This window comes from Methylobacterium sp. yr668, from assembly GCF_900116245.1.
Lineage (GTDB): Bacteria > Pseudomonadota > Alphaproteobacteria > Rhizobiales > Beijerinckiaceae > Methylobacterium.
In genome coordinates, this window is sequence record NZ_FOZY01000050.1 from 1 (window position 1) to 22,435 (window position 22,435).

Here is a 22,435-nt window from a genome sequence, read left to right on the forward strand (position 1 = left end):
CCATCTCGAACTCGGCCGTTAAACACGCCAGCGCCCATGGTACTGTGTCTCAAGACACGGGAGAGTCGGTCGCCGCCAGACCCGCCCATCGCAATACTCACACCTTCCCTCGACACGATCCGCGACGCCGAAGGGCCGCTCTCTCCGAGAGCGGCCCTTCGGCGTTTCGCTATTGGCCAGCCCGCCGCGGCCGCCTTACCGCGAAGTCATCTTCCCGCGAGCGTCCCGTAACCGCTCCCGCGCCATCATCCTCGAACCGCGCGTGGCCCATCGCCCACGCGGACGAAGCCGGTGACGGATCTCGCGCCCTCCGAGTCCTCCGCGCGCCGCTTCGGGACGGGTCGAGGTCCGCGGCCTCGGCCCGTCCATCACGACGGGGGAGGGGAGCGGCTTGACCATGTTGATGGAGATACGTTCCCCCGACTCGCGCGGCGCGCTATGGAACGGGGCCATGCGACTGCTGATCATCGAGGACGACCGCGAGGCGGCCGCCTATCTCGTCAAGGCGTTCCGCGAGACCGGACACGTCGCCGACAGCGCGCATGATGGCCTCGACGGGTACGCGCTCGCCCGGGAGGGCGACTACGACGTGCTGATCGTCGACCGGATGCTGCCGAAGCTCGACGGGCTGTCGCTGATCCGGTCGCTGCGCGAGCAGAACGTCGCGACCCCGACCCTGATCCTGTCGGCGCTGGGTCAGGTCGACGACCGCGTGAAGGGCCTGCGCGCCGGCGGCGACGACTACCTGCCGAAGCCCTACGCGTTCTCCGAACTCCTGGCGCGCACCGAGGCACTGGCCCGGCGGCAGGTTGGATCCGGCGCCGCGGAGGAGACGCGCTACCGGATCGGTGACCTGGAACTCGACCGGCTCTCGCACCGGGTGACCCGGGCCGGCCGCGAGATCCCGCTGCAGCCGCGCGAGTTCCGGCTCCTCGAGTACCTGATGCGGCACGCCGGACAGGTTGTGACGCGCACCATGCTGCTCGAGCATGTCTGGGACTACCACTTCGATCCACAGACCAACGTCATCGACGTCCACGTCTCGCGCCTGCGCAGCAAGCTCGACAAGGGCTTCGCGTCGCCGATCATCCACACGGTCCGGGGCGCCGGCTACGTGCTGCGCTACGACGAGGGCGCGGCCGGGTGAGCGAGGTTTGGACCGACGCGCCGATCGCCCGCGAGACCGCGGCGGCGCGTTTCCAGAAGCTGTTCCGCACCACCGCGTTCAAGCTGTCGCTGGCCTACCTCGCGATCTTCGCCCTCTGCGCCTTCCTGGCGCTCGGCTACGTCGCGTGGAACGCCCGCGCGGTGCTCGACGACCAGATCGTCTCCACGATCGACGCCGAGATCAACGGGCTGTCGGAACAGTACAATGCCGGCGGCCTGCGGCGGTTGATCACCGTGGTGGAGCGGCGCTCCCGCGAGCCCGGCGCCTCGCTCTACCTCGTGACCACGGCCGGCGGCGACCATGTCGTCGGCAATGTCGGCTACGTGCCCGCCGCCGTGCTGGCGACGCCGGGCCAGAGCGAGACGCGCTACGGCCGCAACGACGCGGATGCCGAGGCGCACCGGGCGATCGTGCGGGTCTTCACCCTTCCGGGCGGGTTCCGCCTGCTCGTCGGGCGCGACACAGAGGAGCGCGACCGGCTGCGGGCGGTGATCGGGCGCGCCTTCATCACCTCGCTCGCCGCCGTCGTGATCCTCGGGGTGATCGGGGGCTGGCTGGCGGCGAGCCGGGTGCTGCGCCGCGTCGATGCCATGACCCAGACCACCCGCGCGATCATGGCCGGCGATCTCGACGACCGGCTCCACGTGGCCGGGAACGGCGACGAACTCGACCGTCTCGCATCGAGCCTCAACCAGATGCTGGAGCGCATCGGCGAGCTGATGCGCGGCATGCGCGAGGTCTCCGACAACATCGCCCACGACCTCAAGACGCCGCTGACCCGCCTGCGCAACCGTGCCGACGAGGCCCTGCGCCGCGCCTCCACGCCGGAGGAGCTGCGCGCGGCGCTGGAAGCCGTGATCGAGGAAGGCGACGGGCTGATCCGGGTGTTCAACGCCCTCCTGATGATCGCGCGGCTCGAGGCCGGATCCGCCCGGGAGATCCTCGTGCCGCTGGATCTAGGCCAGACGGTCCGGAGCGTCGGCGAACTGTACGACGCGCTCGCCGAGGATCAGGGGCTGACGCTCGCCGTGCACGCGCAGGACGAACTCACGATCGCGGGCAATCGCGAGCTGATCGGCCAGGCCCTGGCCAATCTCATCGACAACGCCCTGAAATACGGGGCCGAATCCGCGGGCGCTGAGACCAGCGTGATGCTCGAGGCGTGGCGCGACGGGGAGTCGATCCGCCTCGCCGTCTCCGATCACGGTCCGGGCATTCCCGAGGCGGAACGGGCCCGCGTGCTCGACCGGTTCGTGCGCCTCGAGGACGCCCGTTCGCGACCCGGCTTCGGGCTGGGCCTCAGCCTCGTCAACGCCGTCGTGCGCCTGCACCACGGGAGCCTGCGGCTCGCCGATAACGGGCCCGGCCTGCGGGTCGAGATCGCGTTCCCGGCCACGCCGCGCCCGCAGCCGGCAGCCGGTGACATCGTGCCCGCACCGCCTCCGGGCGACTCTGTGCCGGCATCCCCTTCCCGCGCTACTTAGGTCGCGACCTGTCCCACCGCGAGCGCGCCGTCCCCGACCGTTCGGCCGGGCGCCCGCGTCCCAGGAGGCTCCATGACTCTCAAGACCAAGACCGCCCTCGTCACCGGCTCGACCAGCGGCATCGGGCTCGCCATCGCGCGCGCCTTCGCGGCGGAGGGGGCCAACGTCGTCCTCAACGGTTTCGGGGACGCGACCGCCATCGAGGAGACGCGGGCCGGGATCGAGAGCGCCTACGGGGTCAAGGCCCGCTACTCGGCCGCCGACATGAGCAAGCCCGACGCGATCGCCGCCATGGTGCGCGAGGCGGAGGAGACCTTCGGGGCCGTCGACGTGCTGGTCAACAATGCGGGGATCCAGTTCGTCTCGCCGATCGAGGAGTTCCCGGCCGCGAAGTGGGAGCAGATCATCGCGATCAACCTGTCCTCGGCCTTCCACACGATGCACGCGGCGATCCCCGGGATGAAGGCCCGGGGCTGGGGCCGGATCATCAACACGGCCTCGGCCCACTCGCTGGTGGCCTCGCCGTTCAAGTCGGCCTACGTGGCGGCCAAGCACGGGATCGCGGGCCTGAGCAAGACGGCGGCTCTGGAACTCGCGCCCCACAAGATCACGGTGAACTGCATCTCGCCGGGCTATGTCTGGACGCCGCTCGTGGAGGCGCAGATCCCCGACACGATGAAGGCCCGCGGCCTCACCAAGGAGCAGGTGATCGAGGACGTGATGCTGAAGGCGCAGCCGACCAAGGAATTCGTGACCGTCGACCAGGTGGCCGCGCTGGCGGTGTTCCTGTGCTCCGACGCGGCGAGCCAGATCACCGGCGCCAACATCAGCATGGACGGGGGCTGGACCGCGCAGTAGCGCGCCCGGCCTCGACAGGCGCGCCTCGTACAAGGGTCGGCCCCGCCCGCGCCCGGGCGGGGCCGCTCCCGGTCAGCGGCGGCCGTGGACCAGCAGGGCGAGGCCGTAGCCCACCGCGCCCGCGATCAGCAGCGCGACCAGGGGATTCTCCTCCACCCGGGCGCCGACCGCGCTGCGCCCGTCGCGCAGGTACGAGCCGCCCCGCTGGTAAACGTCCTCCGCGACGTCGCCGGCGCGCTCGTAGGCGTCGCTCGCGTAGTCACCGGCGCGGTCGGCGATGTCCCGGGCCCTGTCCTTCACCTGACCGTAGACGTTCTGCGCCTGGCCCTGGGCCTCGCGGAAACGTCCCTCGACCGAGTCGCGGTTCGAGCCGGCGAGATCGCCGGCCGCGCCCTGAACCTTGCCGACGGCCTCCTTGGCGCCGCCGACGATCCGATCCGTATCCACCATGGCACTCTCCTGGACGTGAGCGCGGCGTCGCGACACGGGCGCCGCTCGTTACGCCGTCGTCCACCGAACGCGCGAGATGGCGTTTGTGCCCCCGATCACCGCGAAATTGTGCGCCTTCGGCCTGCGCGGCGGCCGGGACCGGTCAGAGCCCGATCAACTCGGCGATGGCCGCCGCGCCGGCCGCCGGGGAGGTCTCACCCCGGGCGACGCCGGCCTCCGCCTCGGCCGTGCGGCGGCTGACCTCCGGGGAGCCGACGAGGCGCTGGTGCAGGCGCTCGTCGACGAGCGCCCACATCCACTTCACGTCCTGGGTCCGGCGCTTCGCCTGGATCTCGCCGGTGGCCGTGAGCTTCTCCCGGTGATCGACGATCTTCGCCCACATTGCGTCGAGACGCAGGTTGTGGAAGCCCGAGATCGTCACGACCGGCGGCGTCCAAGTGGCCGAGGCCGGGGTGAGGATGTGCAGCGCCGCCCGGTACTCCGACGCCGCCGCGTTGGCGCGCTGCTCGGCCTCTCCCGCATCGGCCTTGTTGACCGCGATCATGTCGGCGAGTTCGAGGATGCCTTTCTTGATCCCCTGCAGTTCGTCGCCTGCCCCGGGCAGCATCAGCACGAGGAAGAAGTCGGTCAGGTCGGCCACCGCCGTCTCCGACTGGCCGACGCCGACCGTCTCGACGAGGATCACGTCGAACCCCGCGGCTTCGCAGAGCAGCATGGTCTCGCGGGTCTTGGCCGCGACGCCGCCGAGCGTGCCCGAGGAGGGGGAGGGGCGGATGAACGCCCTGGGGTCGTGCGACAGCCGCGCCATCCGGGTCTTGTCGCCCAGGATCGAGCCGCCGGTCCTCGAGGAGGACGGGTCGACCGCGAGCACCGCAACCTTGTGACCGGCCTCCGTCAGGTTCGACCCGAGGGCGTCGATGGTGGTCGACTTGCCGACGCCGGGTACGCCGGTGATGCCGACGCGGATCGCCCGGCCGGTCTCGGGCAGGACCGAGTCGATCAGGTTCGCCGCCAGCGCCCGGTGATCGGCGCGCTTGGACTCGGCCAGCGTGATGGCCCGGGCCAGAGCGGCGCGGTCGCCGCGCAGCAGGCGCTCGCGGAGACTCTCGATGTCGATGGACGGCGTCATGCTCCCTTCATGGCCGCGGCGACGGCCGCCGTCGAGGGGGAGAGCATCGGGGTCGGGGGATCGCCGGCCTGTGTCCTGCCCACCACAAGCCCGGCCGTGCCCGCTATTCACGCCGCGTCGCGTCGCTCGTGCCCCGCGATGGTCACGATCCTGGGCAACGGAAGGCGTCCCGCCCGAGCGTAACCGGATCATGTCGAGCCAGATCGTCTCACGCCGCATCCTTCTTCGCTTCGGAGCGCTCGCGGGCGCCGCGGGCGTCGCCCCGTCGCTCGGCGCCTGCGTCACCGACGACCTCGGGTCCGGGGCGGCGCTGCCCGAGAAGCAGTCGGCCCTCGACGTCATGCCGGTGCTGCTGGTCGCCACGACCCGCAAGCCCGTGGGCAACCCGCCCCGGCCGCCGTATTTCAGCAGCGACCGCGGCCGCGGCCTGAGCTTCGCCGAGGTGCGCCTGTCACCGCCCGACCGCTCGCTGCTCGGCAAGGTCTCGTCCGTCATCACCGGCGACTGGACCATCGGCGCGGTTCCGAAATCCGAATCCGGACCGGGCGCCGCCGAGGCCTTCGCCCAGGCGGCCCTCGGACGCGACGTGCTGATCTACGTCCACGGCTACCGCGAATCGTTCGAATCGGCCGCGGTCAGCGCCGCCCGGCTCTCGGACGGGATCCGGTTCCGCGGCGTCTCCGGCCTGTTCACGTGGCCGTCGGCGGCCGCGACCCTCGATTACAATTACGATCGCGAGAGCGCCCTCTGGTCGCGCGACGCCTTCGAGGACCTGCTGAAGGCGCTCGCCGCCTCGCCGAGCGGCGGCCGCATCAACATCGTCGCGCACTCGATGGGCACGCTCCTCACCCTCGAGACCCTGCGGATGCTCCGCGCCGAGGCGGGCGAGGCGGCGATGTCGCGGATCGGCGCCGTGGTGCTGGCCGCCCCCGACATCGACTTCGACCTGTTCTCCAACGGCGTCGCCCGCATGGGACCCGACGTCTCGAAGATCACCGTGATCTCCTCGACCAACGACCGGGCGCTCGAGCTCTCCGCCGCGCTGGCGGGGGGCGTGCGCGCCGGCGCTGCCGATCGCGCCAAGCTCGAGGCGCTCGGCGTGCGCGTCGCCGACGCCTCCGATTACGGCGGCGGCCTGATCAACCACGATCTGTTCCTCTCGAACCCGGACGTCCAGGGCGTGGTCAAGCGCGCTATCGCCCGCGGCGCCGGCGTCTGACGCTCACCCGGTCCGGGTCGCCATGCTCTGCGGCGGCAGGGGCTCCTCCGGCAGGACCGGCGCGTCGCCCGACGCGTCCAAGTGGTCGATCCGGTCGGCCCAGACCCGGAAGCCCACCAGGGGATTCGGTCCGAACGTGTGGGTCAGCGGCACGTCCGCGGCGTCCCGGCCGTACGCGACCATGACCCGGCCGATCCGCGGGCTGTTGTTGCGCGGGTCGAACACGTGCCAGGCGCCGCCGAGGTAGACCTCCATCCAGGCCGCGAAGTCGCCCGCCGGGTGCGGCTCGGGCTCGCCGATGAAGCTGATATAGCCGGTGCAGTACCGGGTCGGGATGTTCAGGGCGCGGCAGAACGCGACGGCCAGGTGGGTGAAGTCCCGGCAGACGCCGCGCCCGCCCGCGTAGGCGTCCGCGGCCGTGCGGTCGCGATGGGCGAACTCGTAGCCGAACACGATGTGGGCGTGGACGAAGTCGCAGACCGCCTGCACCCGGGCCCAGCCGGGCTCGGTATGGCCGAAGAGACGCCACGCCGCGTCGGCCAGCAGGTCGGACTCGCAGTAGCGGCTGGGGAGCAGGAACACGATCGTCTCGGCGGGCAGCGCCTCGATCGCGTGCTGCGCGGCCTCCGGGTGCGCCGGATCGGGCCTCCCGCTGTCGCGGATCACGGCGTCGGTCCCGACGGTGAAGTTGCCGGCAGGCGCGGTCAGCCGGCCGCACAGGTTGCCGAAACCGTCGCGGTAGATCGCCACCGGGACGGGCGGATCGGTCCGGAGCGTGTCGGGCGCCTCCAGGGCGGCCGCCCCGGAGGGATGCACGTTGAGCATCACCACCATGGGCACGGGGTAGGGGAAGGCGTAGCGCATCTCGCAGCCGAGCCTGATCCGCATGCGCGGGTGATCCTTCGTGTTCGAGACTGTGGCCGCCCTGATGGGCGCAGGATCCGTGCCGCGCCGAATCGTGCGGGTCGGGCCGCGACGGGCTTGGCGGCCGTCTGCTTCACCCCTACAGCATCCCCGCGCGACGCTCGTGTCAGACGGACGAAACCGAGACGTTTCTTCCCGGGGCAGCGCGTCGCACCCGTGCGCCAGCCCGCTGGCCGGGCGCGCCTGAGGACGGTTACGAGAGGGATGCCGGCCATGTTCACGCTCGAGATCGACGGCACCGCCGTTGCGGTGATCAACAGCGACGAGGCGTCCGCCAAGGACCTCTTCACCTGTGACGGCTTCAAGGAAGACATCCGGACCATGACGACCGGCGGGAAGCCGGTCTGGAACGGCACGTCGGCGCTCACGGTCCGGGCCGCCACCGAGGACGAGGTCGAGATTTTCGAGGACGCCCTCGCCGAGGACGACGGCGAGGGTGTTTTCGTCGAGGATCCGCGCCACACCGGCTCCGATTCGGACGACGAGGACGAGGCCGACATCGTCTTCCTCGTGGATATCGACGAGGACGAGGACGAGGCCGACGCCTGAGCGCGGCTGAACCTGACCGCCTCCCGGGCGGTTTCCGATCCGATCTGGATCGGAAACCGGGAGGACGGCATGGCTGACAGCAGACGGATCGTCGACGCGCTCGTGCGGTCGAGGCGCGGCGGGCTCGCCGCCGGTGCCGCCCTCGGCGGACTGGCGCTGATCGGCGGCCTCGCCTACCGGGCGCTGCGCGGGGCGCCCCCGCCCGAGGCCGGGGGCCCGGACTTCACGAAGGTCGACGAGGACGAGGCCCGGCTGATGCTGCGGGCCATGGTGGCGGCCACGACGGCCGACGGGATGGTCGACGCCGCGGAACGTAGGCGCCTCGACGCCGCCGTGGCGGAGGCGGGCCTCGATCCCGACGGTCGAGCCTGGCTCGAGCGCGAGCTCGCGGACCCGGCCGACGTCGACGCGATCGCCGACCGGGTCGCGGATCCCGACGCGGCGGCGCGGATCTTCGCGGCGGCGCGACTCGCCATCGAGCCCGACACGCTCCAGGAGCGTCAGTTCCTGAAGATGCTGGCCGAGGCCCTCGACCTGCCCGCGGAGGCGGTCGAGCGTGTCGAGCGCGACATCGGAGCCTGACTGGCAACCTGCCCGAAGGGCGGATCTCCCACGGCGGCCGAGCTTCGTGCTAGGCTCCCGCGCGACGACGGGTCCGGAGGACGGCCCGCGCGCGGGAGGACGGGACATTTCATGGCAGGACTGTCAGTGCCCGCGCCCGGGCGCGCCCGCCGGCGGGCCTGCGCGCTGGTCGCAGCCATGCTGATCGCCGGCGGCTCCGCGCGCGCGGCCGATCCGGCCGCCGGCCCCCTGACGATCGCCGAGCAGGGCAGCTTCTTCGTCGGCGGCCGCGACGTCCAGTCCGACACGCTCTCGACGCTGCCGGCCTACGCGCCGTCGGGCACGATCAGCGTCGACCAGATCTACGTCCGCTATCAGGTCCCGGTGAATGCCGGACGGCCGCCGCTGGTCCTGATCCACGGCTGCTGCCTCACCGGCAAGACCTGGGAGACGACGCCCGACGGGCGCATGGGCTGGGACGAGTATCTCGTCCGGCGCGGCTTCCCGACCTACGTGATCGATCAGGCCTGGCGCGGCCGCTCGGCGGCGAGCCCGGCCCAGATCAACGCCGTGAAGACGGGGCAGGCCGACCCCAAGACGCTGCCGGCCGTGTTCTCGGCCGGGCGCGAGCCGGCCTGGGCGATCTTCCGGTTCGGGCCGGAATACCCGAAGGTGTTCCCCGGCATGCAGTTCCCCCTGGAGGCCCAGGGGGAGTTCTGGAAGCAGATGGTCCCGGACTGGTCGGCCGCCCTGCCGGTGCCGAACCCGACCGTGCCGGCCCTGTCGGAGCTCGCCAAGCGGCTCAAGGGCGCGGTGCTGATCTCGCACTCGCAGTCGGGGATCTACCCGTTCCAGACCGCCGCCCTCGATCGAACTGGCCTGCGCGCCATCGTGGCCATCGAGCCGGCCGCCTGCCCGGACCCGGCCAAGGACGACCTCGCGCCCTACAAGGACCTGCCGATCCTCGTCCTGTTCGGCGACTACGTCGACGCCTCGCCCCGCTGGGCGCCGCGGCTCAAGCAGTGCCGCAGCTTCGTGGCGGCCGCCAACGCCGCGGGCGGCAAGGCGGAGCTGATCCTGCTGCCCGAGATCGGCATCCACGGCAATTCGCACATGCTGATGCAGGACAAGAACAGCCTCGACATCGCCGACTGGCTGGTCGGCTGGATCGACAAGCGGGCGCCCGGCAAGTCCTGAGGCGTGCCGGTCGAACCGGTGTGCGTTCAAACGGTTCGGTCGCCACAACCGTCATCGCGAGCGCAGCGAAGTGACCCAGGACGGCCCGGCCTCGGCGGTCGTCGCGGCGACTGGATCGCTTCGCCGCCCTCGCGAGGACGGCGGCGCGGATGATGGCGTCCCTGCCGAGGTCGGCGACGGGGCGTCTTCTCAGCCCGGCCTGTGCGTGCTGAGGAACGTGCCCATCCGCTCCAGCGCCCGCCGGATGTTCTCGGCCGAATTGGCGTAGGACAGGCGGAGGTAGCCCTCGCCGTGGACGCCGAAATCCGGACCGCCGATCACCGCCACGCCCGCTTCCTCCAGGAGGGTCGAGGCCAGGGCCTTCGCCTTCCAGCCGGTCCGGGCGATGTTCGGGAAGGCGTAGAACGCGCCCTTGGGCGCGATGCAGGAGACGTTCGGCAGGGCGTTCAGCCCGTCGACCACGATCGCCCGGCGCCGGTCGAACTCGGCGACCATCTCGGCCACGCAAGCCTGCGGTCCGTCGAGCGCCGCGATTCCGGCCCACTGGGTCGCCGCGTTGACACAGGAATGCGCGTTGACCGCGAGCTTGCGCGCCGCGTCGTAGAGCGGCTTCGGCCAGACCGACCAGCCGAGCCGCCAGCCGGTCATCGCGTAGGTCTTCGACGCGCCGTCGAGGTAGACCAGCCGGTCGCGGATCTCGGGATATTTCAGCAGCGAGTGGTGGGTCTCGCCGTCGTACGTCATGGTGCCGTAGATCTCGTCCGACAGCACCGCGACGTCGGGGTGCTCGGCGAGGCCCTTCACCAGGGCGTCGATCTCGGCCTTCGGCGTCACGCCGCCGGTGGGGTTGGCGGGCGAGTTGACGATCAGCAGCCGCGTCTTCGGCGTGATCAGCGCCAGGGTCTCGGCCGCCGAGAAGGCGAAGCCGTTCTCCTCGCGGATCGGCACCGGCACGGGCGTCGCCCCGGTGAACTCGATCATCGAGCGGTAGATCGGGAAGCCGGGGTCCGGATACAGGATCTCGGTCCCGGGCGCGCCGAACATCAGGATCGCCATGAACATGGTGACCTTGCCGCCCGGCACGATCATCACGGAATCCGGCGAGACCTCGACGCCGTGGCGGCGGTGGATGTCGCGGGCCACCGACTCGCGGAGCTGCGGGATGCCGACAGCCGGCGTGTAGCCGTGGTGTCCGTCGCGCAGGGCCTTGATCCCCGCCTCGACCACGTGAGCGGGCGTGGGCATGTCCGGCTGGCCGATGCCGAGGTTGATCACGTCCCGACCCTGCGCGGCGAGGGCCTGGGCCCGCGCCAGAACCGCGAAGGCGTTCTCCTCGCCGATGCGCGAGAAGGCCGGGACCACGTGCAGCATCGCGCCCTCCGGGCGGTGGGACGTCAGTGCTTGGACCGCTCCGAGAGCTTCATCGCGCCGAACGACATCGCCGCGGCGATCGCGCCCAGGATCACGAAGGTCTTCACGGAGGCGTAGAACAGGTCCGGGTTGATGCCCTCATCGGTGTAGAGCACGAGCCCGATGGCCGCGAGCGGCAGCGAGATGAGGGCGAAGAGCGGGACGAGCGGGTTCATGTTCGGCACTCGGGATCCGGCGCGCGGCTGACCGCGGCCCTGGGAAAGCGCCCCTGCATATCACCGCGCTGCGAAGGTTGGGACCCCGCGAGCTGCAGTTTTTCGCCGGCTCGCCCGAACGCTCATGGATGCGCAATCATTTCGCGCAACAGTGGCGTCTCCGGGAGGGCGGACACGTATGCGTTGGGCATCGGTCGATTCGAAAGGCAAGGGAGCGGGGAGTTCAGGCTCCAGATCCTCCAGCGTCGAGACGCTGGCGCTCCATATCGGGCGGCTGCTGCGACATCCCGCCTACCGGCGCGAGTCGGTCGTGAGCCCGCTCCTGCGGCGCCACCTGCCGTTCGAGGCCGGCTACGCCTGGAACGGCGAGGCCGGCCTGCGCGCCAGGCTGACGAGCGCCGCCCTCGACGAGGCGAGCATGGATCACCTGATCCGCAACGTGCAGGCCGAGTTCCTGCGCCTGCGCCGGCCCGCCGATACCTGAAGCCGGATCCGGCTCAGGCCGGGACCCGGACGGTGGCCCGCAGGCCACCGAGCGGGCTGTCGTGCAGGGTTATGTCGCCGCCGTGGGCCCGGGCGATGTCCCGGGCGATCGACAGGCCCAGCCCGGAGCCGCCGGCATCCTGGCGGGCGTCGTCGAGCCGCACGAACGGCTTGAACACGTCCTCGCGGCTCTCCGCCGGAATGCCGGGCCCGTCATCGTCGATCGAGACGAGGAAGGTCCGGGCCTCCAGCCGGCCGGAGATCGCCACCGTCTCGCCGTAGCGGACGGCGTTGGCGGCGAGGTTGAACAGGCAGCGCCGGAAGGCGCCGGGCCGCACCGTGACCTCGGGCGCGCCGGCGAGATCGACCGCGGAGACGTGGGCGCCGAGGCGCTCGACGTCGGTCCGCAGGTCCTCCAGCAGGGCGCGCATGTCGGTGGGCGTCGCGGGCTCGGCCGAATCGCCCCGCGCGAAGGCGAGGTAGCCCTCCAGCATCCGGCTCATCTCGTCGACGTCGCGGCTGAGATCCTCGATCTCCTCGGTCTGCTCGATCAGCGCCAGGGACAGGCGGAACCGGGTCAGGATGGTGCGCAGGTCGTGGCTGACGCCGTTCAGCATCGTCGTGCGCTGCTCCATCGCCCGCTCGATGCGCCGCTTCATCTCGATGAAGGCGTGGCCAGCCTGACGCACCTCGCGGGCACCGCGGGGCCGGAACTCGATCTCCCGCCCCTTGCCGAAGCCCTCCGCCACGGCCGCGAGCCGCAGGATCGGCTTGATCTGGTTGCGCAGGAACAGGATCGCGACGCCGAGCAGCACCAGCGACGAGCCGATCATCCACACGAGGAAGATGTGCGAGTTCGACGCGTAGGCCTGGCTGCGCCGGGCGGTGATGCGCATCACCCCGTCGGGGATCGCCACGCGGATCTCGATGAGGTTCGAGCGCCCGACCGTGTCGATCCAGAACGGTCTTCGGATCTGGCGCTTGATCTCGTCGGACAGGGCCTCGTCGAGGATCGAGAAGAACGGGCGCGGGCCCGGGGGCGGCAGCTTGGCGCCCTTGAGGATGTCGAGGTCGAGGTTCAGCCGCTCCCCGGCGATGCGCGCGAGGGTCTCGGCATCCTTGTCCTGCGGGTAGCTCTCGTAGATGTCGATCAGCGCGGCGACGTCCGCCGTGACCGCCGCCGACAGGCGCTTGGTCACGAGCTGCCAGTGCCGCTCCATGAAGGTGTAGGCGATCACCGACTGGAGCAGGACCACCGGCGCGATGATGATGATCAGCGAGCGGGCGTAGAGGCCCTTCGGCAGGACGTCGCCGATCGCCCGGCTGACGCGCTTCCACAGGCGGCGCGGGGGCGAGCGCGGCGGCTCCTTGCGGAGCGCCCGGGCGAGGGCGGGATCCGGGGCGTTCATGGGGCTGGGCGCCGGGGCCGGGCCCATCGGGCGAGAGGGGCCTCGGTTTCAGCGAAACGTCCACCCCACGCCCTCATCCTGAGGGGGCCGCGCCAGCGGGCCTCGAAGAAGGGCTCCAGGGATCGCGCGGCCGGCTGGAGGGCTCCTTCGAGGCCTCCGCTGCGCTCCGGCACCTCAGGATGAGGCTGTGGTTTGGACATGCCGGACACTAATCGGGGCGCCGTCTCCGCGAAAGATCGTGGGTGCAGAGTATGGCCGACCGACGATCTCGGCCAATGTTTCCTGACGCTCCCTTCAGCATGAGGGCTTCTTGCACCGCGGCAGGCGGGCCATACCTGTGAGGGGCGGGGGGCGCCCGCCGGCCGAAAGTCCACGAGGCCATGCTCAGCACAGACACAGACATCCTCTCCGCCGCCCAGTCCTGGCGGCGCGACGGCCGCGCCGTGGCCCTCGCCACGGTGATCGAGACCTGGGGCTCGGCCCCCCGACCGGTGGGCAGCCACCTCGTGGTCGACGGCGAGGGCAATTTCCTCGGCTCCGTCTCCGGCGGCTGCGTCGAGGGCGCGGTGATCACCGAGGCGATCGAGGTGATCGAGGCGGGCGCGCCGCGCGTCCTCGAATTCGGCGTCGCGGACGAGACCGCGTGGCGCGCCGGCCTGTCCTGCGGTGGCCGGATCCGGGTCTTCGTCGAGCGGGTCGACTGATGCGCGGCGACGTCCTGGCAGCGCTCAACGACGCGCGGGCCGCGCGCCGCGCCGCGATCCTCATCACCGACATCGCCGACGGCGCGCAGCGCCTCGTCGGCGAGGACGCGATCGCCGCCGATCCCCTCGCCGACGTGCTGGCGAAGCACCTCGCCTCCGGCAAGAGCGGCCTCGTCGAGGCGGGCGGGCGGACCCTGTTCCTGACCGTGCAGGTGCCGCCGGTGCGGCTCGTCGTGGTCGGCGCGGTCCACATCTCGCAGGCCCTGGCGCCGATGGCCGCGGGGCTCGACCTCGCGCTCACGGTGATCGACCCGCGCACCGCCTTCGCGACGCCCGAGCGCTTCCCCGGCACCCCGCTGGTCGCCGAATGGCCGGACGCCGCCCTCGGGACCAGCGTGCCGGTCCTCGACCGCTACTGCGCCCTCGCGGCCCTGACCCACGATCCGAAGATCGACGATCCCGCGCTGAAGGCGGCGCTGACGGCCGAGTGCTTCTACGTGGGCGGCCTCGGCTCCCGGAAGACCCACGCGGCGCGCGTCGCGCGGCTCACCGAGGCCGGCTTCACGCCGGCGCAGATCGGCCGGATCCGCGCGCCGATCGGCCTGCCCATCGGCGCCGTGAGCCCGGCCGAGATCGCCCTGGCGGTGCTCGCCGAGATCGTCGCCGCCCTGCGCCGCGTGCCCCGCCCGGAGGTCGCGTGAGGTTCGGAACCGTCCCGGTCGCGGACTCGGCCGGGCTGATCAGCGCGCACACGGTGCGGCGGGCCGACATCACCCTGCGCAAGGGCGCCGTCATCGCCGCGGAGGCCGCCGCCGGCCTGGCGCGCGCCGGCCTGTCGGAGATCGTGGCGGCCACGCTCGAGCCCGGCGACGTCGGCGAGGACGCCGCCGCGGCGCGGCTCGCCGCGCGCCTGCGCGGGCCGAACCTGCGCGTCGAGGCGCCCTTCACCGGCCGCAGCAACCTGTTCGCCGAGACGGCGGGGGTGCTCACCCTCGATCCGGCCCGGATCGACGCGGTCAACGCCGTCGACGAGGCGGTGACGGTGGCGACGCTGCCGCGCTTCCGGCCGGTGGTCGAGGGTGAGATGGTCGCCACGGTGAAGATCATCCCCTACGCCGTGGCGGGCGCCGTGCTGGCCCGGGCCTGCGCGGCCGCGGAGGGCGACGTCCTCGGGGTGGTGCCGTATCGCCGCCGCCGGGTGGCCGTGGTCTCGACGCGCCTGCCGAGCCTCAAGGAGACGACGATCGACAAGACCCTCCGGGCCCTGGCCGACCGCCTCGCGCCCGCGGGCGCGGCGATCGTGGCCGAGACCCGGGTGCCCCACACCGCCGCCTCCGTGGCGGCCTCCCTGGCGGAGATGATCGACCGCGCCGGGGCCGACCTCGTGGTGGTGTTCGGCGCCTCGGCGATCGCCGACCGGCGCGACGTCATCCCGGCCGGCATCGCGGCGGCGGGCGGCCGGGTCGACCATCTCGGGATGCCGGTCGACCCCGGCAACCTGCTCCTCGTCGGCGCCCGCGGCGGCGTGCCGGTGATCGGCGCGCCGGGCTGCGCCCGCTCGCCCAAGGAGAACGGCTTCGACTGGATCCTCCACCGCCTGCTGGCGGACCTGACCGTGACCCGGGCCGACATCGTCGCCCTCGGCGTCGGCGGCCTGCTGATGGAGATCGTCTCGCGCCCGCAGCCCCGCGCCGGCGGCGCGGCCGCGGCGGACGAGCCGGATCCGGGGGCGGAGGACCGGGATGCTTGAGATCGGCACGATCCTGCTCGCCGCGGGCCTCGGCAGCCGGTTCGGCGCCGCGCCGAAGCTGCTCGCGCCCCTCGACGGCCGGCCGCTGGTGCGCCACGCCGCGGAGGCGGCCCTCGGCGCCCGGCCCCGGCCGGTGGTCGCCGTGCTCGGCGCGCACGCGGCGGCGGTCCGGGACGCGCTGGCGGGGCTCGACCTCGTCCGCGTCGACAATCCGGACTACCGCTCCGGCCTCGCGAACTCGCTGCGCGCCGGCCTCGCGGCGCTGCCCGCCACCTGCACGGCCGCCATCGTCGTGCTGGGCGACATGCCGCGCGTCACCGCCGCGCATCTCGACCGCCTCGCCGAGGCCTTCGCGGAGGCCTCCGCGGGCGCCTTGGAGCCGCCGGCGGCCGTGGTGCCGGTGCAGGCCGGCCGGCGCGGGAACCCGGTGCTGCTCAACCTGCGCCGCCTCGGCCCGGACATCGCCCGCCTCGCCGGCGATCACGGGGCCGGGCCGCTCCTGAAGGGTCGGCCGGACGTGCTGGAGATCCCGGGCGACCCGGCCACCGCCCTCGACGTCGACACGCCGGACGCGCTGGCCGCGCTGCGCGGTCAGCGCCCCGCCGAGACGCGCCCGCGCGCGGCCTTCGCCTCGGCCCGGCACCGGTCCGAGCAGTAGCGGACCTCGTCCCAGACGCGCTCCCACTTCTTGCGCCACGCGAACGGGCGGCCGCACTGGGCGCAGATCTTCTCCGGCAGATCGCCCTTGCGGCGCATCGGCGGCATCGCGGCTCCTCCCGGCCTATCCGGGCCGGCGCGCGTCGGGGCCGGTCCCGGCCGCCCGGCGCAGGCGCGCGTCCAGGACGTGGGCGAGGCCGAGCATGATCGCGATCCCCCCGACATTGACCGCGATCTGCAGCGGCCAGGTGGGGTCGAAGGTCCGGTAGAGGATGCGGCCGATCAGCGCCGCCAGGCATCCGGCGGCGAAGATCTCCAGCGAGTGCCGCCCGCAGGCGTCGACGAGGCGCAGCCGCCGCCACCGGCTCGCGCGGCCCACGGCGGGCGCGCTGAACAGCAGGTAGGCCAGCGCCAGCATGTTGATCAGGCGCAGGGGCGCGACGTGGCTCTTGTCGGGCGGCCCGATCGCCAGCGGCCGGAGGTCCGGAAGCCCCCACTCCGCCCAGGACCCGCCCTGCAGGAACGCGAAGGCGAGGTAGGCCGCGGCCGCCGCCACGGCCCAGCCGCGCCGCGGCAGCAGGCCGTCATGGGCGCGGACCGTGACCGCGAGCGCCGCGCCGATCACGAACAGGAACTGCCACGCGAAGGGGTTGAAGTACCACCCGTCATCCACCGCCGCGGCGTTCGGGAGGTTCAGCTGGTGATCGACGTTGGCGGCGAGCCAGAGGGCACCCGACAGGCCCAGCACGCCCCAGATCCCGCGCCGCATCCCGAGATAGATCAGCGGGAACAGCGCCAGCAGCAGGATGTAGAGCGGCAGGATGTCGAGGTAGTTCGGGAGCGCGTTCAGCGCGAGGCCGCGCAGCAGGCCCGGCAGCAGCCCCATCTGCAGCAGCGGCGCGACGCCGAATCGCGGCGTCAGGCCGGTGAGGTCCATCCAGATCCGGACGATGACCAGGGTCGCGAGCAGCAGCCCGGCCTGGAACAGGTAGATGCGCAGGCAGCGCTTGGCGATGCGCGTGAGCGCCGTCCGGATCCCGGCGCGCCGGAACAGCCCGCCGTAGGCGATCATCGACGAGTAGCCGGCCAGCAGCACGAAGATCTCGGCCGCGTCCGAGAACCCGAAATTGTGCAGCGTCAGCAGGGCCGGCGCGTTGCGCGGGATGTGGTCGATGAAGATCGTCAGGAGCGCGAGGCCGCGGATGACGTCGACCCGCGCGTCGCGCGCGGGCTTCGCCGGCCGTGCCTCCGCGGGCGGTGGGGGGAGCGCCCGCGGTTCCGCGGCGCCGGGCCGTTCGAGATCGTCGAGGCGCGTCACTCAGCCCATCACCGTGGCGCTCTCCGTCCGGACGCGGAGCGGCCGGGGCCGCGGTGCAACCATAGCGCGCCGGCCGCCCGAGGCCCCGCCGATCACGCGCCTTTGTTCGGATGTGCACAACGGCGGGGTCGCACCGATGATCCGCCCGCCGCGGCGGCCGTTGGCCGCGCCGCCCCCTCGCGTCGCGGCAAGGCGCGGTATAGACGCGGCCGACGATCCCGGTTCCCGGCGCCTGCGCCGGCACGGGGCGCGTCGCTGGGTTCGTGGCAGGGTTGAGGGCAAGGGACATGCGCGTCCTCGTCACCGGAGCGGGAGACTATCTCGGCCGCCGCCTGCTCGAGGCGCTGCGTCGGGACCTGCCGCCGGGCAGCCCCATCCTCGGCCTCGACCGGAGCCCGCCACCGCCCCTCGACGGCGTGACGCTGAGGGCCGTGGACCCGTTCGACGCGCGCGAGCTCGCCGAGACGGTCGCGGCCTTCGACCCCACCTGCGTGTTCCACCTCGCGGCGCTGGCCTCGGTGGCGCAGTCGAGCGAGACGCCGTCCTACGCCTGGCGGGCGGAACTGCTCGGCACCCTCAACCTCGCCGAGGCGGTGGCGCGGACCCGCGCGGCGCTGGTCTTCCTCAGCTCCACGGTCGTCTACGGCGAGGTGTTCCGCGCCTGCCCGCGCCCGGACGAGAGCGTCACGCCGCGCCCCGACACGATCTCGGGCCGGACCAAGAACGCCTGCGAGTACATCCTCCGCGACGTGCTGGCGAATGCCCGGATCAAGCATCTCGTGCTGCGGCCGTCGAACTACATCGGGGCCGGACAGAGCGAGACCTTCGTGGTCGCCTCCTTCGCCGGTCAGATCGCCCGCATCGAGCGGGGGCTGGCGCCGCCGAGCCTGGAGGTCGGCGACCTCTCGGCGGGGCGCGACTTCCTCGACGTGGCCGACGTCACCGCGGCGTGCCTGCGCGTGATCGCCCGGATCGACGACCTGCCGGATGGCGGCATCTTCAACGTGGGATCGGGGGTCGTCACACCGGTCTCCGACATCCTGGAGACGCTGCGCGGCCTGACGGAGGCGCGGTTCGACCTGCGCGTCGCGCCCGGCCGGGTCCGCCCGGCGGGCGTGCGCAGCGAGGGCTGCGACCCCGCGGCCTTTGCGACCGCCACCGGATGGGCCCCGGCCATCCCGCTCGCGCAGAGCCTGGCGACGATCCTGGCGGAGGCACGGGCGCGCCTCGGGTGATCCGTCACCGGGCAGAGGTTAGGGCAACGCCCTCGGGCGGGCGCGCGGCTCCGGAACGCCGGCGGCGCTCCGGAGCCGCGACCGGTCTCAGCGCGAGAAGCGCTTGTACTTGATCTTCTTCGGCATGATCGAATCCGCCCCGAGCCGGCGGACCTTGTCGGCCTCGTAGTCGGAGAAGTTGCCCTCGAACCACTCGACGTGGCTGTCGCCCTCGAAGGCCAGGATGTGCGTCGCGATGCGGTTCAGGAACCAGCGATCGTGGCTGATGATGACCGCGCAGCCGGCATAGTCCTCCAGCGCGTCCTCGAGGGCGCGCAGGGTCTCCATGTCGAGGTCGTTGGTCGGCTCGTCGAGGAGCAGCACGTTGGCGCCGCCCTTCAGGGTCCGGGCGAGGTGAACGCGGTTGCGCTCACCGCCCGAGAGGGTGCCAACCTTCTTCTGCTGGTCGGGTCCCTTGAACGCGAAGGCCGCGCAGTAGGCGCGCGAATTGATCTCGCGCTTGTTGAAATAGATGATGTCGTTGCCGCCGGAGACCTCCTGCCAGACCGTGGCGTTCGGGTCGAGGGCGTCGCGCGACTGGTCGACGTAGCCGAGCTTCACGGTCTCGCCGACCTCGATCTTGCCGTTGTCGGGCTTCTCCTGGCCGGTGATCATCTTGAACAAAGTGGTCTTGCCGGCCCCGTTCGGGCCGATCACACCGACGATGCCGCCGGGGGGCAGCTTGAACGACAGGTCCTCGATCAGCAGCCGGTCGCCGAACGCCTTGCTGAGGTGCTCGAACTCGATGACGTTGTTGCCGAGCCGCTCGTCGATCGGGATGACGATCTGCGCGGACGCGTCGACCTTCTGCGCCTGCTTGGCGACCAGCTCCTCGTAGCGGGTGATGCGCGCCTTCGACTTCGACTGGCGGGCCTTCGGCGAGGCGGCGATCCACTCCTGCTCGCGGGCGATGGAGCGCTGCCGGACCATGTCCTCGCGGCCCTCCTGCTCCAGGCGCTTCTGCTTCTGGACGAGCCAGGCCGAGTAGTTGCCCTCGTACGGGATGCCCTTGCCGCGATCGAGCTCCAGGATCCAGCTCGTCACGTTGTCGAGGAAGTAGCGGTCGTGGGTCACGATCAGGATCGCGCCCGGATACTGGCGCAGGTGACCCTCCAGCCAGTTCACCGTCTCGGCGTCGAGGTGGTTGGTGGGCTCGTCGAGGAGCAGCAGCTCCGGCTCCCACAGGAGCAGGCGGCACAGCGCGATGCGGCGGCGCTCGCCGCCCGAGAGGGTCGCGACCGGCTGCTCGTCGCTCGGGCAGCCCAGGGCCTCCATGGCCTGATCGACCTTCGAGTCGAGCTCCCAGAGGCCCAGCGACTCGATCCGGTCCTGGAGCTCGGTCATCTCGTCGGCGGTCTCCTCCGAGTAGTTCATGGCGAGCTCGTTGTAGCGGTCGAGCATGGCCTGCTTCTCGGCGACGCCCTCCATCACGTTCTCGCGGACGGACTTGCTCGGATCGAGCTGGGGTTCCTGCGGCAGGTAGCCGACGCGCGCGCCCTGCGCGACCCAGCCGTCGCCGGTGAACTCCTTGTCGATGCCCGCCATGATCTTGAGCAGCGTCGACTTGCCGGAGCCGTTGATGCCGAGCACGCCGATCTTGGCGTCGGGGTAGAAGGACAGGTTGACGCTATCCAGGACCTTCTTGCCGCCGGTATAGGCCTTGGTCAGGCCCCGCATGTGGTAGATGAATTCGCGAGCCATCGCGGATCGTCCTCGGCGCGTTGTTCGGGACCGCGCGGATCGTGCCAGCGGCACGGGTCAGGCACCGGGCCTCAGCACCCGTCCTGGACGCGCGTCCCTACGATATAGGAATGACCCTCTCGGAGTATCAGGCCCGCCGGGACGCGGCAAGGACGCGACAAGGACGGACCGGCCGCCGGCGGGCGCCGGATCGCTCACGCGAAGGGGTTCTTGACCGTTCGCGGCGGCGCGTCCGGCACCTCCGCCACCGCGTCCGGCAGGTCGGACGCTTCCAGGGCCTTCACGATCGCGTCCAGCGTCTCCCGGAGCAGCCTGGCCTGCTCCAGGCCGGTCCGGTCGCGGGTCAGGTCGAGGGATCCGTGCAGGGCGATCCGGTCCGTGCCGTTCTCGAAGCTCAGGGCGCCGACGGAGCGCACGCCGGCATCGTCGGCGAACGGCGCGAAGCCCTCGGTGTCCGAGTTCTTGCCGTCCGGGCTCTCGCTGTCCGGGCTTGCCGTCTTGGGCCGGGCGCGTCGCTTGTCCTCGGGCATCGGGTCCTCTCAGAAGAACGTGCGCAGGAAGTCGCGGACGAGCTTGCGCAGGGCGCGGGTGAGTTCGCGCTCGAGCCAGTCCTGCCAGGTCTGCTCGTGCCGGGGCCGACGCTCCTCCGCGCGGGCGGAGGCCTGAGGATCCGGCAGCCCCATCGCGGTCGCCCGGGCCGCGGGCGGCAGGCCGGGAAAGACGTCGATGCCGGCTTCCTGGCGGAGATCGTCGATCGACAGGGCGCGCCAGTCCTTCGAATCGTCGTTCCGGGCGAGGTAGGCGCCCGCCTCGCCGCGGGACGGGTCGTAGACGGCCTTGAACAGCTGTGTCGGGACGAGCACGCCGCCCTTGATCTGCTGCACCGCGTCGCCCGCGAAGATCACCCCGGTGACGACGAACAGCGCGCCCCGGCGGGTGGCCAGGCGCCGGGTGCTCTCCTCGATATCCGCCCAGAGTCCCCGGTTCAGGACGCGGTTCTGCGGCACGATGTTGGCGAGGCTGAACGACTCGGCCTGGGCGGCGAGGGTCGGCATGTCCCCGGCCGGCGCGAGATGGCCCCGGTCGAACCCGCTGCGGACGTAATCCTCCAGCGCGGCGCGCTGATCCTCCGGCAGGCGCGTCTCCTCGTGGAAGGAATCGTCGCGGGCCACCGCCCGGGCCGCCGCGACGCTGGCGCGGGTGAGGTGCTCGGCGGCGTAGAGCGGCGTGCGCGTCACGCCGGAATGCAGGACCGCGAAGGCCTCGAAGCACAGCGGGACCGCGCGGACGGCGAGCTTCGGATTCGTGAGGACGGGCGTCTGCCCGTCCGCGAACAGGGCCGGACAGGAATCCTGGGCGCGGACCGGGGGCGCGCCCAGCGCGAGGGTCAGGACCGCGGCGGCGAGCGTCGGTGCCCGCATCACCAGCAGACGCGGACCCGGCGGACGCCCTCCGGGGTCGGGCGGTCCCGCCACGCGCAGGGCCGGCCGAGGCTGTTGCTGAACGGGCGGGCATCGCGATCGGGACCGCCCGGCGCAACCCGCGCCGGGCAGTCGCCGAGGAAGTTGCAGAGGAAGTCGAGATTGCCGTCCGACGGCCGCGGCTGGGCGTAAGCTTGGCCGTGACCCGTAATCGCGAACATGAGCAGGATTGTGCACAGACGAGCCGGATTCAAAGGCGAACCTCTTGTGGCGTTAAGGGCACGTGACTGAAAAAAACGCCGGCCCGACATTGATCGCGCCGCCGATCGTCCGTAACTGGCACTATCATGACAGCGACGGACGGGCGGGTTCTAGCATGAACGCGTGTCCCCGGGCTGCTGGCGTCGCGGTTGCCGAGGGCCCGTGACGGAGCCGTCGCCATACTCGAACGAACGGATGCGAGCATTGGCACTCTCCCCTGAGCAATCGGCGTTGCTGGACCGCGTTCCGTCTCCTTCGGCGCTGCGGCGTCTTCCGGAGTCGGAGCTGCAGGCGGTGGCGGACGCGGTGCGCGCCGAGATGATCGACGCGGT

The 22,435-nt window shown here is 72.0% G+C and carries 25 protein-coding genes; 13 read left to right on the top strand and 12 right to left on the bottom strand.

From position 1 onward, the window contains the following. Positions 1–451 precede the first annotated feature (451 nt). The 3 genes from BM419_RS29530 (at position 452) to BM419_RS29540 (ending at position 3,510) form a co-directional block, all read left to right on the top strand. Complete coding sequence (locus tag BM419_RS29530; RefSeq protein ID WP_020096362.1) at positions 452–1,147, top strand: response regulator transcription factor; 696 nt, start codon at positions 452–454, stop codon at positions 1,145–1,147. Continuing rightward, complete coding sequence (locus BM419_RS29535; protein WP_170868208.1) at positions 1,144–2,652, top strand: HAMP domain-containing sensor histidine kinase; 1,509 nt, start codon at positions 1,144–1,146, stop codon at positions 2,650–2,652. The genes BM419_RS29530 and BM419_RS29535 overlap by 4 nt, the downstream gene beginning before the upstream one ends. A 72-nt stretch (positions 2,653–2,724) precedes the next feature. After that, positions 2,725–3,510, top strand: a complete 786-nt coding sequence (locus BM419_RS29540; RefSeq protein ID WP_091928532.1) for a 3-hydroxybutyrate dehydrogenase — start codon at positions 2,725–2,727, stop codon at positions 3,508–3,510. 72 nt (positions 3,511–3,582) lie between these two features. Here BM419_RS29540 and BM419_RS29545 read toward each other — a convergent pair whose 3' ends face one another. Both BM419_RS29545 and meaB read right to left on the bottom strand, forming a co-directional pair. Beyond that, positions 3,583–3,960: a CsbD family protein gene (locus BM419_RS29545; RefSeq protein WP_020096359.1), complete on the bottom strand. Its 378-nt coding sequence runs from the start codon at positions 3,958–3,960 to the stop codon at positions 3,583–3,585. A 142-nt stretch (positions 3,961–4,102) separates the two neighbouring features. Continuing rightward, the gene (gene meaB / locus BM419_RS29550; RefSeq protein ID WP_091928533.1) at positions 4,103–5,089 is read right to left on the bottom strand and encodes a methylmalonyl Co-A mutase-associated GTPase MeaB; all 987 of its coding nucleotides are present in this window, start codon (positions 5,087–5,089) and stop codon (positions 4,103–4,105) included. Positions 5,090–5,279: 190 nt separating this feature from the next. Between meaB and BM419_RS29555 the strand changes: the two genes are divergently transcribed. Then, positions 5,280–6,308, top strand: coding sequence for an alpha/beta hydrolase (locus BM419_RS29555; RefSeq protein ID WP_091928534.1), 1,029 nt, complete (start codon positions 5,280–5,282; stop codon positions 6,306–6,308). A gap of 3 nt (positions 6,309–6,311) precedes the next feature. Here the strand turns inward: BM419_RS29555 and BM419_RS29560 are convergent, their stop codons facing one another. Then, positions 6,312–7,196 carry a transglutaminase-like domain-containing protein gene (locus BM419_RS29560; RefSeq protein WP_091928535.1) on the bottom strand — a complete coding sequence of 295 codons (885 nt, stop codon included), beginning with the start codon at positions 7,194–7,196 and terminating at the stop codon, positions 6,312–6,314. A 249-nt stretch (positions 7,197–7,445) separates the two neighbouring features. On the opposite strand from BM419_RS29560, the gene BM419_RS29565 reads away from it, so the two are divergent. From BM419_RS29565 to BM419_RS29575, 3 genes are all read left to right on the top strand, one after another. Then, entirely contained in the window at positions 7,446–7,781 is a 336-nt protein-coding gene (locus BM419_RS29565) for a hypothetical protein (RefSeq protein WP_091928536.1), read from the top strand. Between the two features lie 69 nt (positions 7,782–7,850). After that, positions 7,851–8,363 (top strand): DUF533 domain-containing protein, encoded by a 513-nt coding sequence (locus BM419_RS29570; protein ID WP_020096354.1) that lies wholly within the window; start codon positions 7,851–7,853, stop codon positions 8,361–8,363. Positions 8,364–8,474: 111 nt separating this feature from the next. Beyond that, positions 8,475–9,539, top strand: a complete 1,065-nt coding sequence (locus BM419_RS29575; protein WP_026605444.1) for an alpha/beta hydrolase family protein — start codon at positions 8,475–8,477, stop codon at positions 9,537–9,539. Between the two features lie 189 nt (positions 9,540–9,728). Here the strand turns inward: BM419_RS29575 and BM419_RS29580 are convergent, their stop codons facing one another. Continuing rightward, positions 9,729–10,910: a pyridoxal phosphate-dependent aminotransferase gene (locus BM419_RS29580; RefSeq protein WP_091928537.1), complete on the bottom strand. Its 1,182-nt coding sequence runs from the start codon at positions 10,908–10,910 to the stop codon at positions 9,729–9,731. A gap of 23 nt (positions 10,911–10,933) precedes the next feature. Then, positions 10,934–11,125 carry a hypothetical protein gene (locus tag BM419_RS29585; RefSeq protein ID WP_026605443.1) on the bottom strand — a complete coding sequence of 64 codons (192 nt, stop codon included), beginning with the start codon at positions 11,123–11,125 and terminating at the stop codon, positions 10,934–10,936. A gap of 178 nt (positions 11,126–11,303) precedes the next feature. On the opposite strand from BM419_RS29585, the gene BM419_RS29590 reads away from it, so the two are divergent. Then, complete coding sequence (locus tag BM419_RS29590) at positions 11,304–11,609, top strand: hypothetical protein (RefSeq protein WP_026605442.1); 306 nt, start codon at positions 11,304–11,306, stop codon at positions 11,607–11,609. A 13-nt stretch (positions 11,610–11,622) separates the two neighbouring features. Here BM419_RS29590 and BM419_RS29595 read toward each other — a convergent pair whose 3' ends face one another. Beyond that, on the bottom strand, positions 11,623–13,017 hold the full coding sequence (locus tag BM419_RS29595) for an ATP-binding protein (protein ID WP_020096349.1): 1,395 nt from the start codon (positions 13,015–13,017) through the stop codon (positions 11,623–11,625). Positions 13,018–13,397: 380 nt separating this feature from the next. On the opposite strand from BM419_RS29595, the gene BM419_RS29605 reads away from it, so the two are divergent. Genes BM419_RS29605 through BM419_RS29620 form a run of 4 tightly spaced genes read left to right on the top strand, consistent with a single transcriptional unit; the run spans position 13,398 to position 16,129 of the window. Continuing rightward, positions 13,398–13,721, top strand: a complete 324-nt coding sequence (locus BM419_RS29605) for an XdhC family protein (RefSeq protein WP_042673745.1) — start codon at positions 13,398–13,400, stop codon at positions 13,719–13,721. After that, entirely contained in the window at positions 13,721–14,422 is a 702-nt protein-coding gene (locus BM419_RS29610) for an XdhC family protein (RefSeq protein WP_091928539.1), read from the top strand. The genes BM419_RS29605 and BM419_RS29610 overlap by 1 nt, the downstream gene beginning before the upstream one ends. After that, entirely contained in the window at positions 14,419–15,471 is a 1,053-nt protein-coding gene (locus BM419_RS29615; protein ID WP_091928540.1) for a molybdopterin-binding protein, read from the top strand. The genes BM419_RS29610 and BM419_RS29615 overlap by 4 nt, the downstream gene beginning before the upstream one ends. Further along, positions 15,464–16,129 carry a nucleotidyltransferase family protein gene (locus BM419_RS29620; RefSeq protein ID WP_091928541.1) on the top strand — a complete coding sequence of 222 codons (666 nt, stop codon included), beginning with the start codon at positions 15,464–15,466 and terminating at the stop codon, positions 16,127–16,129. The genes BM419_RS29615 and BM419_RS29620 overlap by 8 nt, the downstream gene beginning before the upstream one ends. On the opposite strand, the gene BM419_RS29625 is transcribed toward BM419_RS29620, so the two are convergent. After that, positions 16,063–16,236: a DUF2256 domain-containing protein gene (locus tag BM419_RS29625; RefSeq protein ID WP_175556408.1), complete on the bottom strand. Its 174-nt coding sequence runs from the start codon at positions 16,234–16,236 to the stop codon at positions 16,063–16,065. The two genes, BM419_RS29620 and BM419_RS29625, sit on opposite strands and share 67 nt — an antisense overlap. A 16-nt stretch (positions 16,237–16,252) precedes the next feature. Further along, on the bottom strand, positions 16,253–17,446 hold the full coding sequence (gene opgC / locus BM419_RS29630) for an OpgC family protein (protein ID WP_091928542.1): 1,194 nt from the start codon (positions 17,444–17,446) through the stop codon (positions 16,253–16,255). A gap of 287 nt (positions 17,447–17,733) precedes the next feature. Here opgC and BM419_RS29635 point away from each other — a divergent pair, with 287 nt between their 5' ends. Then, a complete protein-coding gene (locus BM419_RS29635) occupies positions 17,734–18,681 on the top strand; it encodes an NAD-dependent epimerase/dehydratase family protein (protein ID WP_091928543.1) in 948 nt (315 codons plus the stop codon). Between the two features lie 87 nt (positions 18,682–18,768). Here BM419_RS29635 and ettA read toward each other — a convergent pair whose 3' ends face one another. From ettA to BM419_RS29655, 4 genes are all read right to left on the bottom strand, one after another. Next, the gene (gene ettA, locus BM419_RS29640) at positions 18,769–20,421 is read right to left on the bottom strand and encodes an energy-dependent translational throttle protein EttA (RefSeq protein WP_020096342.1); all 1,653 of its coding nucleotides are present in this window, start codon (positions 20,419–20,421) and stop codon (positions 18,769–18,771) included. 194 nt (positions 20,422–20,615) lie between these two features. Beyond that, on the bottom strand, positions 20,616–20,951 hold the full coding sequence (locus BM419_RS29645; protein ID WP_175556409.1) for a hypothetical protein: 336 nt from the start codon (positions 20,949–20,951) through the stop codon (positions 20,616–20,618). Positions 20,952–20,960: 9 nt separating this feature from the next. Next, on the bottom strand, positions 20,961–21,842 hold the full coding sequence (locus BM419_RS29650; RefSeq protein ID WP_091928544.1) for a DNA/RNA non-specific endonuclease: 882 nt from the start codon (positions 21,840–21,842) through the stop codon (positions 20,961–20,963). Continuing rightward, entirely contained in the window at positions 21,842–22,063 is a 222-nt protein-coding gene (locus tag BM419_RS29655; RefSeq protein ID WP_091928545.1) for a hypothetical protein, read from the bottom strand. Before BM419_RS29655 ends, BM419_RS29650 begins: the two co-directional genes overlap by 1 nt. Positions 22,064–22,435: the final 372 nt, after the last annotated feature.